Annotated in this window: 11 protein-coding genes and 2 tRNA genes; 9 read left to right on the top strand and 4 right to left on the bottom strand. The window is 72.2% G+C overall.

Annotated features, from left to right (window positions below):
- Positions 1-8 precede the first annotated feature (8 nt).
- Both ACP7CD_RS00815 and pepN read right to left on the bottom strand, forming a co-directional pair.
- A complete protein-coding gene (locus tag ACP7CD_RS00815) occupies positions 9-554 on the bottom strand; it encodes a globin (protein WP_126346268.1) in 546 nt (181 codons plus the stop codon).
- Positions 551-3,118, bottom strand: coding sequence for an aminopeptidase N (gene pepN / locus ACP7CD_RS00810; protein ID WP_284563640.1), 2,568 nt, complete (start codon positions 3,116-3,118; stop codon positions 551-553). The genes ACP7CD_RS00815 and pepN overlap by 4 nt, the downstream gene beginning before the upstream one ends.
- Before the next feature lie 252 nt (positions 3,119-3,370).
- Between pepN and ACP7CD_RS00805 the strand changes: the two genes are divergently transcribed.
- From ACP7CD_RS00805 to ACP7CD_RS00795, 3 genes are read left to right on the top strand one after another with little or no spacing between them, the layout of a single operon-like run.
- A complete protein-coding gene (locus ACP7CD_RS00805) occupies positions 3,371-3,892 on the top strand; it encodes a ribose-5-phosphate isomerase (protein WP_035930062.1) in 522 nt (173 codons plus the stop codon).
- Positions 3,893-4,783 (top strand): Fpg/Nei family DNA glycosylase, encoded by an 891-nt coding sequence (locus ACP7CD_RS00800; RefSeq protein ID WP_284563641.1) that lies wholly within the window; start codon positions 3,893-3,895, stop codon positions 4,781-4,783.
- Between the two features lie 32 nt (positions 4,784-4,815).
- Entirely contained in the window at positions 4,816-5,457 is a 642-nt protein-coding gene (locus ACP7CD_RS00795; protein WP_109222441.1) for a methyltransferase domain-containing protein, read from the top strand.
- 81 nt (positions 5,458-5,538) lie between these two features.
- Here ACP7CD_RS00795 and ACP7CD_RS00790 read toward each other — a convergent pair.
- Positions 5,539-5,609, bottom strand: a tRNA-Gly gene (locus ACP7CD_RS00790).
- 225 nt (positions 5,610-5,834) lie between these two features.
- On the opposite strand from ACP7CD_RS00790, the gene ACP7CD_RS00785 reads away from it, so the two are divergent.
- The 6 genes from ACP7CD_RS00785 (at position 5,835) to ACP7CD_RS00760 (ending at position 11,171) form a co-directional block, all read left to right on the top strand.
- A tRNA-Pro gene (locus ACP7CD_RS00785) sits at positions 5,835-5,907 on the top strand.
- A 109-nt stretch (positions 5,908-6,016) separates the two neighbouring features.
- Positions 6,017-7,468, top strand: coding sequence for a trigger factor (tig, locus tag ACP7CD_RS00780; protein ID WP_017834583.1), 1,452 nt, complete (start codon positions 6,017-6,019; stop codon positions 7,466-7,468).
- Between the two features lie 190 nt (positions 7,469-7,658).
- Positions 7,659-8,324, top strand: a complete 666-nt coding sequence (locus ACP7CD_RS00775; protein WP_017834584.1) for an ATP-dependent Clp protease proteolytic subunit — start codon at positions 7,659-7,661, stop codon at positions 8,322-8,324.
- 61 nt (positions 8,325-8,385) lie between these two features.
- Positions 8,386-9,063, top strand: coding sequence for an ATP-dependent Clp protease proteolytic subunit (locus tag ACP7CD_RS00770; protein ID WP_017834585.1), 678 nt, complete (start codon positions 8,386-8,388; stop codon positions 9,061-9,063).
- Between the two features lie 151 nt (positions 9,064-9,214).
- Positions 9,215-10,510, top strand: coding sequence for an ATP-dependent Clp protease ATP-binding subunit ClpX (gene clpX, locus ACP7CD_RS00765; protein ID WP_017834586.1), 1,296 nt, complete (start codon positions 9,215-9,217; stop codon positions 10,508-10,510).
- A 64-nt stretch (positions 10,511-10,574) separates the two neighbouring features.
- Positions 10,575-11,171 (top strand): DsbA family protein, encoded by a 597-nt coding sequence (locus ACP7CD_RS00760; RefSeq protein WP_109222440.1) that lies wholly within the window; start codon positions 10,575-10,577, stop codon positions 11,169-11,171.
- A gap of 90 nt (positions 11,172-11,261) precedes the next feature.
- Here the strand turns inward: ACP7CD_RS00760 and valS are convergent, their stop codons facing one another.
- Positions 11,262-13,922: a valine--tRNA ligase gene (gene valS, locus ACP7CD_RS00755; protein WP_426118440.1), complete on the bottom strand. Its 2,661-nt coding sequence runs from the start codon at positions 13,920-13,922 to the stop codon at positions 11,262-11,264.
- Positions 13,923-13,985 lie beyond the last annotated feature (63 nt).

Below are 13,985 nucleotides of genomic sequence, written 5' to 3'. Positions count from 1 at the left end.
CCGGGGGATCAGCCGGGACGGTTGATCATGGCGTGGGCGGCGCGGTCGAAGTAGTCCCAGATGATCCCGTCGTGCAGCGGGGAGAGCTCCAGGGTGTCCAGGGCCGCGCGCATGTGCGTCAGCCACGTCTCGCGCGCCCACGTGTCCACGGGGAACGGCATGTGCCGCATCCGCAGCCGCGGGTGCCCGCGCTGCTCCGAGTAGGTGGTCGGCCCGCCCCAGTACTGCTCGAGGAACATCCGCAGCCGCTCCTCGGCGGGGCCGAGGTCGTCCTCCGGGTAGAGCGCCCGGAACCGCTCGTCCTCGGCCACCCGGGCGTAGAACTCGTGCACGAGCTTCACGAACGTCTCGTGCCCGCCCACCTGGTCGTAGAACGACGACGCCGTGCCGGCCTCGGCCTGCTCCCGCTCGTCGCCGACCTGCGGCACGGGGCGGCGCAGCTGGGACAGGGGCGCCCCGACCGCGAAGGAGCGCGCCCCGGGCGGCGCCGCGGCGGCGGGGTCGGTGCGCGGGTCCTGGCCGGCCGGACCGGGGCGCTGCTGCTCGTCGCTCATGCGCGCACCACCTCGTAGGCGGCGTCCACGGCCTGCGCCCGGACCGCGCGGGCCGTCGCGTCGCGCTGCTCGAGGACCAGCCGGCGGAGCCCGTGCAGGTCCTCGGGCAGGTCCGCGAGGAAGGCGTCCGCGGCGTCGACCGTCTCCTGGGCGGGGATGTTCGGGTACATGCCGGTCGCGATCTGCTGGGCCAGCTCGTGGGTCCGGGTGCGCCACACGCCGGGGATCGCCGCGAAGTACCGCTCGGCCCAGGGCGCCAGCAGGGAGGTGTCGGCGGCCGTGCGGAAGCCGTCGATCGCCGCGTCCTGGATGGAGTTGGGCAGGGACCCGTCCACCATGATCTGCTGCCACGCCCGGGCCTTGGCCTCGGCCGTGGGGATCACGGCCCGGGCGCGGGCGGCCGCGATCGCGCCGTTCTCGGTGTTGTCGCGGGCGAGCATCGCGTCCACCTCGGCGTCGCCGGCCCGCCCGCCGGCGCACAGCGCGGTGAGCAGGCTCCAGCGCAGGTCGGTGTCCAGCGCCAGGCCCTCCAGGGTGCGCCGCCCGTCGAGGAGCTGCTCGAGGACGTCCAGCTGCTCGTCGGTGCGGGCGTGCCGGGCGAAGGCCCGGAGGAACTGCAGCTGCTGGTCGGAGCCGGGCGCCGCCTCCTCGGTGAGCCGGCGGAGCCGGTCGGCGGCGGCGCGCACGGTGGCCCCGCGCACGGGCTCGGCCACGTAGCCGTCGAGCACGGTGTCCAGCTGGCGCAGCTGCACCTGGATGCCGGTCGAGGACGTCTCGTGGGCGATGTTGCCGAGCACGAGCTCCACGTAGCGGCGGGCGGGCGTCTCGCCGTCGTGCACGCCGTCCCACACGGACGCCTGGACGAGGGCGCGCGGGAGCGTGTCCTCGAAGTTCTTCAGGTGGGTCAGGGCGGTGTCCAGGGAGCACTCGTCGAGGCGGATCTTCGCGTAGGCGAGGTCGTCGTCGTTGAGCAGCACGAGGTCCGGCAGCTCCCGGCCCACCAGCTGGGGCACCTCCGTGGACGGGCCGTCGACGTCGAGCTCGACCCGGTGGGTGCGCACGAGCTTGCCCTGCTCCCCGTCGTGGTCGTAGAAGCCCACGGCCAGGCGGTGCGGGCGCAGCGTGGGGTGCTCGTCGGGGGCGGTCTGCCGGATCCGGAAGGAGCGGATGATCCCGTCCTGGTCGGTCTCGAGCTCCGGGGTCAGCGTGTTCACCCCGGCGGTCTCGAGCCACTTCGCGGCCCACTCGTCGAGGTCCCGGCCGCTGGCCTCCTCGAGCCGGACCATGAGGTCGCGCAACTCGGTGTTGCCCCACGCGTGCTCCCGGAAGTACCGGTTCAGCCCGGCCATGAACTGCGCCTGGCCCACCCAGGCCACCAGCTGCTTGAGCACCGAGGCGCCCTTGGCGTAGGTGATGCCGTCGAAGTTCACCAGCACGTCCTCGAGGTCCCGGATCTCGGCCTTGATGGGGTGGGTGGTGGGCAGCTGGTCCTGCTCGTAGCCCCAGGACTTCTCCCCGGCGGCGAACGTGGTCCACGCCTCCGTGTACCGGGTGTTCTCCGCCGCGGCGAGGGTGGACATGAACTCGGCGAAGGACTCGTTGAGCCACAGGTCGTTCCACCAGCGCATGGTCACGAAGTCCCCGAACCACATGTGGGCCAGCTCGTGCAGGACCGTGATGGCCCGCCGCTCCACCCGGGCCTGCGTGGGCCGGGAGCGGAAGACGTAGAGCTCCACGAAGGTCACCGCGCCGGCGTTCTCCATGGCCCCGGCGTTGAACTGCGGGACGAACAGCTGGTCGTACTTCTCGAACGGGTAGGGCACCCCGAACTGCGCCTCGAAGAACTCGAAGCCGCGCTTGGTGATGCCGAACATCTCCTCCGCCTCGACGTGCTCCACGAGCGAGCGGCGGGCGTACAGGCCCAGGGGGATCGTGCGGCCGTCGGCGCTGGTGAGCTCGTCGTGCACGGACGCGTACGGGCCGGCGATCAGCGCCGTGACGTAGCAGGGGACCACCGGGGTGGGGGTGAAGGACCACGTGGCGGCGCCCTCGCCGGCGGCGACGGGCTCCGGGGTGGGCTGGGTCGAGACGACCGTCCAGTGCGCGGGGGCCGTGACCGTGAACGCGAAGCGCGCCTTGAGGTCCGGCTGCTCGAACACGGCGAACACGCGCCGGGTGTCCGCCACCTCGAACTGGGTGTAGAGGTAGACCTCGTCGTCGACCGGGTCCACGAACCGGTGCAGGCCCTCGCCGGTGTTCATGTACCGGCAGTCCGACTCGACCGTGAGCACGTTGTCCGCGGCGAGCCCGGGCAGCTGGATCCGCACGCCGTCCGAGACCTCGGCGGGATCGAGCTCGGTGCCGTTGAGCACCACGGAGTGCACCGCGTCGGTGATCGCGTCGATGAACGTCGAGGCGCCCGGGGTCGCCCGGAAGCGCACGGTGGTCGTGGAGCGGAAGACGCGCTCGCCGCGGGTCAGGTCGAGGACCACCTCGTAGGCGTCCACCGCCACGGTCTCGGCCCGCGCGGCCGCCTCCTGGCGGGTCAGGTTGGTTCCGGGCACTTCAGTGCCGTCCTCTCGTCGGGGTCGGGGTCGGGGTCGGGGTCGGGGTCGGGTCGGGATGGCTCGGGATCGGGGCGTCCGCGACCGGTGGGCCGCAGGGGATCGTCCCATTATGTCAGCCGGGTCCCGCCCGCCCGGGGAGGCCCTGCGGTGTGCGCGGCACGCACTACGCTGGAGGGCGGCCGGTCCGTCCGCGCGGGCCCTGCGCCTCGATCCCGCCCCGTTCCCGCGAACCCCAGGAGCACGCCGCCCATGCGCGTACACATCGCCACCGACCACGCCGGCCTGGACCTCTCCCGCTACCTGGTCGAGGAGCTCGTCGCCGCCGGCTACGACCTCGTCGACCACGGCCCCGCGGAGTACGACGCCCTCGACGACTACCCCGCGTTCTGCATCAGCGCCGCGCGCGCCGTCCGGGCGGACCGGGAGGCGGGGCTCGACTCCCTCGGGATCGTCCTGGGCGGGTCGGGCAACGGCGAGCAGATCGCCGCCAACAAGGTCGAGGGCATCCGTGCCGCCCTGGCCTGGAACCTGGACACTGCCCGGCTCGCGCGCCAGCACAACGACGCCCAGGTCGTGGCCGTCGGTGGGCGCCAGCACCCGCAGGAGGAGGCGCTGGCGATCGTCCGGGCGTTCCTCGCGGAACCCTTCTCCGGGGACGAGCGCCACGAGCGCCGGATCGCCCAGATCGGCGAGTACGAGTCCACCGGCACCGTCGCGGGAAAACTCGAGGACCTGCGCCCGCGCGAGTTCCCGGCCGCCCGGGAGGCCTGAGTGCCGGAGGGCCACTCGGTCCACCGCCTCGCCCGCCAGTTCGCCGACTGCTTCGTGGGCCAGGCCCTGGCCGTGAGCTCCCCGCAGGGGCGCTTCGCCGCCGGGGCGCACGCCCTGGACGGCGCCGTGCTGGAGGGGGCGCGGGCCCACGGCAAGCAGCTGTTCCTCGACTTCGCCGGGGATCGGGTGCTGCGCTCGCACCTCGGCCTCTACGGCGCGTGGAGCTTCGGCGGCACCGACCGCTTCCGCGGCGCCTCCTCCATCGGGGCCCCGCGCCGGATCGGGGAGCGGGAGGCGCACGACGACGACGCCGCCCCCGCCGGCCCGCTGCTGCCGCCGGCGCCCGTGGGGGCGGTGCGCGTGCGGCTGGTCGGGGACGAGGGCTGGGCCGATCTGCGCGGGCCGGCGCTGTGCGTGCTGGAGAGCTCCGCCGAGGCCGAGGCGGCCCGGGCGCGGCTGGGCCCGGACCCGCTCGACCCGCACGCGGACCCCGCGGCCTTCGTGGCCGCCGTGCGGCGCAGCCGCCGCCCGGTGGGCGCGCTGCTCATGGACCAGGCCGTGCTGGCCGGGGTGGGCAACATCTTCCGGGCGGAGTCCCTGTTCCGCCGCGGACTGGACCCGATGACGCCGGGGCGCGCCCTCGACGAGCCGGTGCTGCTGGAGCTGTGGGCGGAGAACGCGGCCCTCATGCGCACGGGCGTGCGGCTGGGCCGGATCCTGACGACCGACGCCGCGGACCGCCCGGGGATCCCGGAGGCGCAGGCGTGGCCCGGGCACGCCCACCTCGTCTACCAGCGCCAGGGCCTGCCGTGCCGCCGGTGCGGGACGCCCGTGGCGGCGGGGGAGCTGGAGGGGCGCACGCTCTACTGGTGCCCCTCCTGCCAGCGCTGACCGGGTCGGGTTCCACGGCGTAGCCTGGAGCCGTGTCCAGTTGTTGCGGCGCGCCCGGTTACCGGCGCGTCTTCGGTCCCCGCTTCGCGCGGCGCCTCGCCCGCCGGTACCGGCGGCGGGGCCTCGACCGCGCCTCCCGGCGGGTCGTGGACTTCCTCGCCGCCCAGGGCGTCGAGGGGGCCAGCGTGCTGGAGATCGGCGGCGGCGTGGGCGGGATCCAGCTCGAGCTGCTGCGCCGGGGCGCGGCACGGACCACGAACCTGGAGCTCGTGGACTCCTACGAGGCCGAGGCCGCGGAGCTGGCCGCCGCCGCCGGGGTGTCCGGCCGCGCGGTGCGCCGGCAGCTCGACATCGCGACGGACCCGGAGGCGGTCGCCCCGCACGACGTCGTGGTGCTGCACCGGGTCGTGTGCTGCTACCCCGACCACGAACGGCTCCTGGGCGCCGCCGCGGACCGGGCGACGCGTCTGCTCGTGTTCAGCCACCCGCCCGGGCACCGCCTCCTGCGGGCGCTCGCCGCCCTGGAGAACCTCGGCCTCCGCGCCGCCGGGACGCCCTTCCGCACCTACGTGCACTCCCCGGCGGCCATGCTCGCCGTCCTGCAGGAGCACGGGCTGCGTCCCGTGCACGCGGACCGGGGCGCGGTGTGGCGGGTGGTCGGGCTGCGCCGCTGAGACGCGCCGGGAGCCGGGCCGAGGTGCCGGCAGAACGACGAACGCCCCGGTCCAGCGGAACCGGGGCGTTCGTGCACGGAGAGGGGATGACGGGAATCGAACCCGCGTAATCAGTTTGGAAGACTGAGGCTCTACCATTGAGCTACATCCCCGCGCAGCGCTCTGTCGAGGCCTTCCCATTAACCGGCCCGGCGCGCGCGGTGTCAAATCCCGGGGCGCGGGCGCACCCGCGGAGCGCGGTCGGCAGGACGCCGGCGGGCCGTGCGGAGCGGGGTCCGGCGGGCCGAGGTGCGGCCCCGTCCGCCCAGCCGGTAGACTCGCCGGTGGTCCGTGCTCGTGCACCGGACCGCAGTCGTTGCAGCCGAGGCTGCAGGTACCGGGGCGTAGCGTAGTGGCTAGCGCGCCTGCTTTGGGAGCAGGAGATCGCAGGTTCGAGTCCTGTCGCCCCGACGTTGGAGCGGCTGCCCGGTCCTGCCGGGCAGCCGCCTTCCCGACTGTCCCGGGCCGGAGAGCGGCACCGGAAGACCCAACCGACCTACCACTCAGGAGTGCAGCGGAAGTGAAGAGCGCCGTCGAGAAACTCAACCCCACCCAGGTCAAGATCGTGGTGGACGTCCCGTTCGCGGAACTGAAGCCGTTCATCGACCAGACCTACACCTCGCTCGCCAACCAGATCCAGGTCCCCGGCTTCCGCCGCGGCAAGGTTCCGGCGCGGCTGATCGAGCAGCGCGTGGGCTTCGACTTCGTCGTCGAGAACGCGCTCAACGAGGGCCTGAACACCTTCTTCCAGCAGGCGCTGGCGGAGAACGAGATCACCCCGCTGACCCAGCCCCAGGTCGAGGTCCTCGCCAAGCCGGACGAGACGGACCGCGAGGCCGACGTCAAGGTCGAGATCGACGTGGCCGTGCGCCCCGAGATCGAGCTGCCCGACTACAAGGGCCTGGAGGTCGAGGTGGAGGCCCGCGAAGCCTCCGCCGAGGACGAGCAGAAGGCCCTCGACGAGCTGCGCGGGCGCTTCGGCACCCTCAAGACCGTGGACCGTCCCGCCGCCGAGGGCGACTTCGTCACCCTCGACCTGCAAGCCCTGGTCGACGGCGAGGAGGTCGACGCCGCCAACGACCTGTCCTACCAGGTGGGCGCCGGCACGATGCTCGAGGGCATGGACGAGGCCATCACCGGTCTGTCCGCCGACGAGGACGCCACCTTCGAGACCAAGCTCGCCGGCGGCGAGCACAGCGGCGAGGACGCCGTCGTCAAGGTCAAGGTCACCGCCGTCAAGGAGCGCGAGCTGCCCGAGGCCGACGACGAGTTCGCCCAGCTGGCCTCCGAGTTCGACACCATCGAGGAGCTCAAGGAGGACCTGAAGAAGCAGGCCGCCGAGGGCACCGTGGTGGAGCAGGGCGTCGAGGCCCGCGACAAGGTCCTGGAGAAGCTGCTGGCCCTCGTGGAGATCCCCGTGCCGCAGGCCGTGATCGACGAGCAGATCGCCCAGCACTTCGACAACCCGCAGGCCGAGGCGGACCACGACACCGCGGACCACCGGGCCGAGGTGCAGAAGAACGCCGAGGACGCGTTCCGCAACGAGATCGTGCTGGACGCGGTCGCCGAGGCCGAGGAGATCGGCGTCGAGCAGTCCGAGCTGATCGACTACATCATCAACATGTCCCAGCAGTACGGCATGGACCCGAACCAGTTCGCCCAGCTGCTCGACTCCTCGGGCCAGGCCGGCCTGATGGTGGGCGAGGTCCGCCGCCGCAAGGCCCTGGCCAAGGTCCTGGAGTACGCGACGGTCACCGACACCGAGGGCAACACGGTGGACCTCTCCGAGTTCGTGCGCCCGCAGGGCGAGGAGCAGGCGGGAGAGCCCGCCGAGGAGGTCGAGCCCGAGGAGACCACCGCGGCCCCGACCCCCGGCACCGAGGAGGAGTCCGCCGACTCGCCCGAGTCCGCGGAGTCCGCCGACTCCCCGGAGTCGGCCGACTCGGCCGACTCCCCGGACTCCGCCAAGTGACGTCCTGACACCGCTCCCGACGACGCCGCCGTCCCGCCCGGGACGGCGGCGTCATCGTCTGCGGGGGGCACGCCCTCCGACCATGCGCCATCAGCGAACAACCCGGACGGGGACCGGCCGGGACCCGGGGCGGGCACTAGTGTTCTGTTCAGAGATCACCGGACCACACGGACGAAAGAGGCACTGTTACATGACCTCCGCTCACGAGTCGCCGTTCGGCTCGACCCACGCAACCTCCACCGGCCCGCGCCTGCAGGGCGGCGGCCCCATGGGCGGCCAGGACGACTACGTCTACAACCGGCTGCTCAAGGAGCGCATCATCTGGCTGGGCTCCGAGGTGCGCGACGACAACGCGAACCTCATCTGCTCGCAGATGCTGCTGCTCTCGGCCGAGGACCCCCAGGCGGACATCTTCCTGTACATCAACTCCCCGGGCGGCTCCGTCACCGCGGGCATGGCGATCTACGACACCATGCAGCTCATCCCGAACGACGTGGTGACCGTGGCCACCGGCCTGGCCGCGTCGATGGGCCAGTTTCTGCTGTCCTCGGGCACCAAGGGCAAGCGCTACTCCACCCCGAACGCCCGGATCCTCATGCACCAGCCCTCCGGCGGCATGGGCGGCACCGCCTCGGACATCCGGGTGCAGGCCGAGCTGATCCTGTCGATGAAGCAGCGCCTCGCGGAGCTCACCGCCGAGCAGACCGGCCAGTCCCTGGAGACGATCCTCCGGGACAACGACCGCGACAACTGGTTCGACGCCCAGCGCGGCCTCGAGTACGGCTTCTTCGACCACATCGCCAGCTCGGCCGGCTCCATGACCGGCGGCGGCGGGACCATGAAGGACCAGGAGTAGGACCTCGGCGGTCCCACCACGTCATCAGGCACGCTCTTCCAGACCTCCGAGGAACTCAACCATGACCTTCACCCACGGACCTTCGTCCACGGCCGGTTCCGCGGCCGCCCTGCCCACCAGCCGCTACGTGCTCCCGGACTTCGAGGAGCGCACCCCCTACGGGTACCGCCGGCAGAACCCCTATACCAAGCTGTTCGAGGACCGGATCATCTTCCTGGGCGTCCAGGTCGACGACGCCTCGGCCGACGACGTCATGGCGCAGCTGCTCGTGCTCGAGGCGCAGGACGCCGACCGGGACATCACGATGTACATCAACTCCCCGGGCGGGTCGTTCACCGCGATGACCGCGATCTACGACACCATGCAGTTCATCCGCCCCGAGGTCCAGACGGTGTGCCTCGGACAGGCCGCGTCCGCGGCGGCCGTCCTGCTCGCCGGCGGCACCCCCGGCAAGCGCCTGGCCCTGCCGAACGCCCGCGTGCTCATCCACCAGCCGGCCATGTCCGGTCAGGGCGGGGGCCAGGCCTCGGACATCGAGATCCAGGCCAACGAGATCATGCGCATGCGCGAGTGGCTGGAGGAGACCCTGGCCCTGCACTCCGGCAAGACCGCCGAGGAGGTCAACCGGGACATCGAGCGCGACAAGATCCTCACCGCGTCCGCCGCCAAGGAGTACGGGATCGTGGACCACGTCCTGGAGTCCCGGAAGATCCACAAGCCCGCGACCGTCACCTCCTGACCCGGGCGACCCGCCGCAGCCCACCCGCAGCGCCCCGGTGCGCCGCGACCCGACCGGTCGCGGCGCACCGGGGCGCCCTGGTGTTGGGGCGGGACCCGGTCCTCGCCTATCCTGGACGAGGATTCCCGTACCCCGACCAGAGGACTGTTTCATGGCGCGCATCGGCGAGACCGCGGATCTGCTCAAGTGCTCCTTCTGCGGCAAGAGCCAGAAGCAGGTCCGCAAGCTCATCGCGGGCCCGCGCGTCTACATCTGCGACGAGTGCATCGAGCTGTGCAACGAGATCATCGAGGAGGAGCTGAGCGAGGTCAAGGACCTCGAGCAGCAGGAGCTCCCCACGCCCCACGAGATCTACCAGCACCTCCACCAGTACGTGATCGGCCAGGAGACCGCCAAGCGGGCGCTGGCCGTGGCCGTGTACAACCACTACAAGCGGGTCCGGGCCGGCGAGAACGGCAAGCCCCTGTCCCTGGCCACGGCGGCCGGTGACGAGGACGTCGAGATCGCCAAGTCCAACATCCTGCTGGTCGGCCCCACCGGCTCCGGCAAGACGTACCTGGCCCAGTCCCTGGCCCGCAAGCTCGACGTGCCCTTCGCGGTGGCGGACGCCACGTCCCTCACGGAGGCCGGCTACGTCGGCGAGGACGTCGAGAACATCCTGCTCAAGCTCATCCAGGCGGCGGACTACGACGTCAAGCGGGCCGAGACGGGGATCATCTACATCGACGAGATCGACAAGATCTCCCGCAAGTCCGAGAACCCCTCGATCACCCGCGACGTCTCCGGCGAGGGCGTGCAGCAGGCGCTGCTGAAGATCCTCGAGGGCACCGTAGCCTCGGTGCCCCCGCAGGGCGGGCGCAAGCACCCGCAGCAGGAGTTCATCCAGATCGACACCACCAACGTGCTGTTCGTCGTGGCCGGCGCCTTCGCCGGGCTCGAGGACATCGTGGACTCCCGGGCGGGCCGGACGAGCATCGGCTTCGGCGCGGAGCTGAAGCAGAGCGGGCCGCGCCACGAGGTGATGGCCGACGTCATGCCGGAGGACCTGCTGAAGTTCGGCCTGATCCCCGAGCTGATCGGCCGTCTGCCCGTGGTGACCACGCTGCGCGAGCTGTCGGTGGCCGACCTCACCCGCATCCTCACCGAGCCGCGCAACGCGCTCGTGAAGCAGTACAAGAAGATGTTCCAGCTGGACGGCGTCGAGCTGACGTTCGACCCCGAGGCGCTGACCGCCGTCGCCGAGCTCGCGATCCAGCGGGGCACGGGCGCCCGCGGGCTGCGCGCCATCCTCGAGGACGTGCTCCAGCCCGTCATGTTCGAGCTCCCCAGCCGGGAGGACATCGCCGCCGTGCTGGTCACCGCCGAGGCCGTGGCCAAGCAGGCCGAGCCGGAGATCATCACCCACGAGATGATCCGCGAGGAGCAGAACCGGAACAAAACAGCCTGAGCCGTGGCTTCTACCCGGTGAAGCGTCCGCCACTCCCGGCGGACGCCCGCACGAGAGGAAGCTGATGACGGACAAGGTGGAGTTCTGGTTCGACCCCCTGTGCCCCTGGGCCTGGATGACCTCGCGGTGGATGGAGGAGGTCGAGCGGTTGCGCGACGTCGAGGTGCACTGGCGGATCATCTCGCTGGGCATCCTCAACGAGGAGAACCCCGGCAACCACCACCACGGCCACGAGGAGTCGATGTGGCTCGTGCGCGTGGTCGAGGCCGCGGCCCGTGCCCACGGTGACGAGTACAACAAGAGGCTCTACGACGCCATGGGCACGCGGCGCCACCCCGGGGGGATCGAGGACCTGGAGCGGATCATCACCGAGTCCCTCGAGGAGGTCGGCCTGCCCGCGGAGCTCGCCGCGGCCCGGCACGCCACCGAGTTCGACGACGCGCTGCGGGCCTCCACGGAGGCCGCCCAGGCGGTCGCCGGCGAGGACATCGGCACGCCCTGCATCTCCGTCAACGGCGTGGGCTTCTTCGGCCCGGTCTTCACGCCGGCGCCCCGGGGCGAGGACGCCGCCCGGGTCTGGGACGGCTGCCTGGCCCTGGTCTCCCACCACGGGTTCTACGAGCTCAAGCGCGGTCGTGACGAGGGCCCGATCTTCGACTGAGCAGCGACCCGGACCGACCCGGGTCCCGGACAGCACGAGGGCCCGGCCGCCGCGGCGGCCGGGCCCTCGTGCTGCGCACCGGGGACGGCGCTACCGGGCCGGCTCCTCCGCGGGGACCAGCTCGACGTCGCGCACGGCGAGGCCCTCGGGCCCGGCGACGAGCACGAGCTCGGCGGCGTTGCCCGCGGCCTTGAGGTCGCCCAGGCCCGCCTCGAGGCGGGCGACGTCCTCGGAGGCGGCCGTGATGGTCGCCGAGCGCACCTCGGTGCGCTGCTTGACCTTGGCCTCGGACTTGGCCTTGCGCAGCCCCGAGAGGGCCTCGCCCACGGTCGTGAGCACCTCCGGGTCGGCGTCGGTCACGGCGTCCGCGAAGCCCTCGACGCCCGGCCACGAGGCCCGGTGCACGGAGCCGGTGCGCCACCAGGACCAGACCTCGTCCGTGGCGAACGGCAGGACGGGGGCGAACAGGCGCAGCAGCGCGTCGAGGGTCGTGGCGAGCGCGGCGTGCACGGACGCCTGCGCGGCCGCCCCGCGGGCCCCGTAGGCCCGGTCCTTCACGAGCTCGACGTAGTCGTCGGTGAAGGTCCAGAAGAACTGCTCGGTGAGCTGCAGGGCCCGGGCGTACTCGTAGTCCCGGAACGCCTGGCCGGCGCGCTCCACGACCGTGGCCAGCTGGGCGAGCAGCGCACGGTCCACCGCGTCGGTCACGACGTCCGCGGACGCCCCGGCGCCGAGCACGGAGGCCTCGGTGACGCCCTGGGCGAGGACGAACTTCGAGGCGTTGAGCAGCTTGATGGCCAGCCGGCGGCCGATCTTCATCTGCCCCTCGTCGTAGGCGGTGTCCGCGCCCAGGCGGGCGGAGGCGGCCCAGTAGCGCACCGCGTCGGCCCCGTAGTTCTCGAGCACCTCGGTGGGGACCACCACGTTGCCCTTGGACTTGGACATCTTCTTGCGGTCCGGGTCGAGGATCCACCCGGAGAGCGCGGTGTTGGTCCAGGGCACCGTGCCGGCCAGCGACTCGGAGCGCACCACCGTGGAGAACAGCCAGGTGCGGATGATGTCGTGGCCCTGGGGCCGGAGGTCCATCGGGAAGGTGTTGGCGTGCAGCCGCTCGTCGAACGCCCAGCCGGTGGCGATCTGGGGGGACAGCGAGGACGTCGCCCAGGTGTCGAGCACGTCCGGGTCGCCGGTGAAGCCGTGCGGCTGGTCCCGCTGGGTCTCGTCGAAGCCGGGGGCCGGGTCGGCGGCCGGGTCCACGGGCAGCTGGTCGAGGGCGGGCAGGACGGGGTCGTCGTAGTCCGGGTTGCCGTCGCCGTCGAGCCGGTACCAGACCGGGAAGGGCACCCCGAAGAAGCGCTGGCGGGAGATCAGCCAGTCGCCGTGCAGGCCCTCGATCCAGTTCTCGTACCGGGACCGCATGAACGCGGGGTGCCAGTCCATCTCGCGCCCGCGCCCGATGAGCGCCTCGCGCCGGTCGGCGTCGCGGCCGCCGTTGCGGATGTACCACTGGCGGGAGGTGACGACCTCGAGCGGCTTGTCGCCCTTCTCGTAGAAGTTCACCGGGTGCATGACCTTCCGGGGCTCGCCCACCAGGTCCCCGGACTCCCGGAGCATCTCCACGACGGCCTGCTGCGCCGAGAACACGGTCCTGCCCGCCACCTCGGCGTAGCGCTCGGCCGGGGCGCCGGCGGCGATCCACTCGGGCGTCTCGCTCGCGAAGCGGCCGTCACGGCCGATCAGCGCCCGGGTCGGGAGGTCCAGCTCCCGCCACCACGTCACGTCGGTGAGGTCGCCGAAGGTGCAGATCATGGCGATCCCGGAGCCCTTGTCCGGCTTGGCCAGCGGGTGCGCCCGCACCTCGACCTCGACGTCGAACAGGGGGGAGCGCACCGTGGTGCCGAACAGCGGCTGGTAGCGCTCGTCGTCCGGGTGGGCCACGAGGGCCACGCACGCGGGCAGCAGCTCGGGGCGCGTGGTCTCGATGTGCACCGGCTCGCCGTCGGGACGGTGGAAGGCGACCCGGTGGTAGGTGCCCTCCCGCTCCCGGTCCTCGAGCTCGGCCTGGGCCACGGCGGTGCGGAAGGTGACGTCCCACAGGGTGGGGGCCTCGGCCATGTAGGCGTTTCCGGCCGCGAGGTCCTGGAGGAAGGCGCGCTGGGAGACGGCCCGGGAGCGGGCGTCGATGGTGCGGTAGGTGCGGGTCCAGTCCACGGACAGGCCCAGGGTGGAGAACAGCTGCGCGAAGACCTTCTCGTCCTCGACCGCCAGCTCCTCGCAGAGCTCGATGAAGTTCTTGCGGGAGACCACGTCCCAGTCGCGCTGGTTCTTCGCGGGCTTCTCCGGCGGGCGGTAGCCCTCGACGTAGGGCCTCGTGGGGTCGCAGCGCACGCCGTAGTAGTTCTGCACGCGGCGCTCGGTGGGCAGGCCGTTGTCGTCCCAGCCCAGCGGGTAGAAGACGTTCTTGCCGCTCATCCGCTGGAAGCGGGCGATCACGTCCGTCTGCGTGTAGGAGAACATGTGGCCGACGTGCAGGGAGCCCGAGGCGGTCGGCGGGGGAGTGTCGATCGAGTAGACCTGCTCGCGCGTGGTGTCCTCGTCGAAGGCGAAGGTGCCCTCCTCGCGCCACCTGCGCGCGTACTTCTGCTCCAGGCCCTCCAGCGCGGGCTTGTCGGGAACGGTCACGGGCGTGGTCTCGGGCGTGGTCTCCGGTGCGGTCCCGGGCGTGTCTGTGCCCTGCGTGTTGTCAGCCATGCCGACCAGTCTCTCACGAGCCCCGGCACGCGCCCCGACGCCCCGGTGCTTGGGCGGCGCCCG

The organism is Kocuria sp. LHG3120, from assembly GCF_049897445.1.
In the GTDB taxonomy this organism is placed as follows: domain Bacteria; phylum Actinomycetota; class Actinomycetes; order Actinomycetales; family Micrococcaceae; genus Kocuria; species Kocuria rosea.
This window is presented reverse-complemented; position numbering and strand designations above follow the sequence as displayed.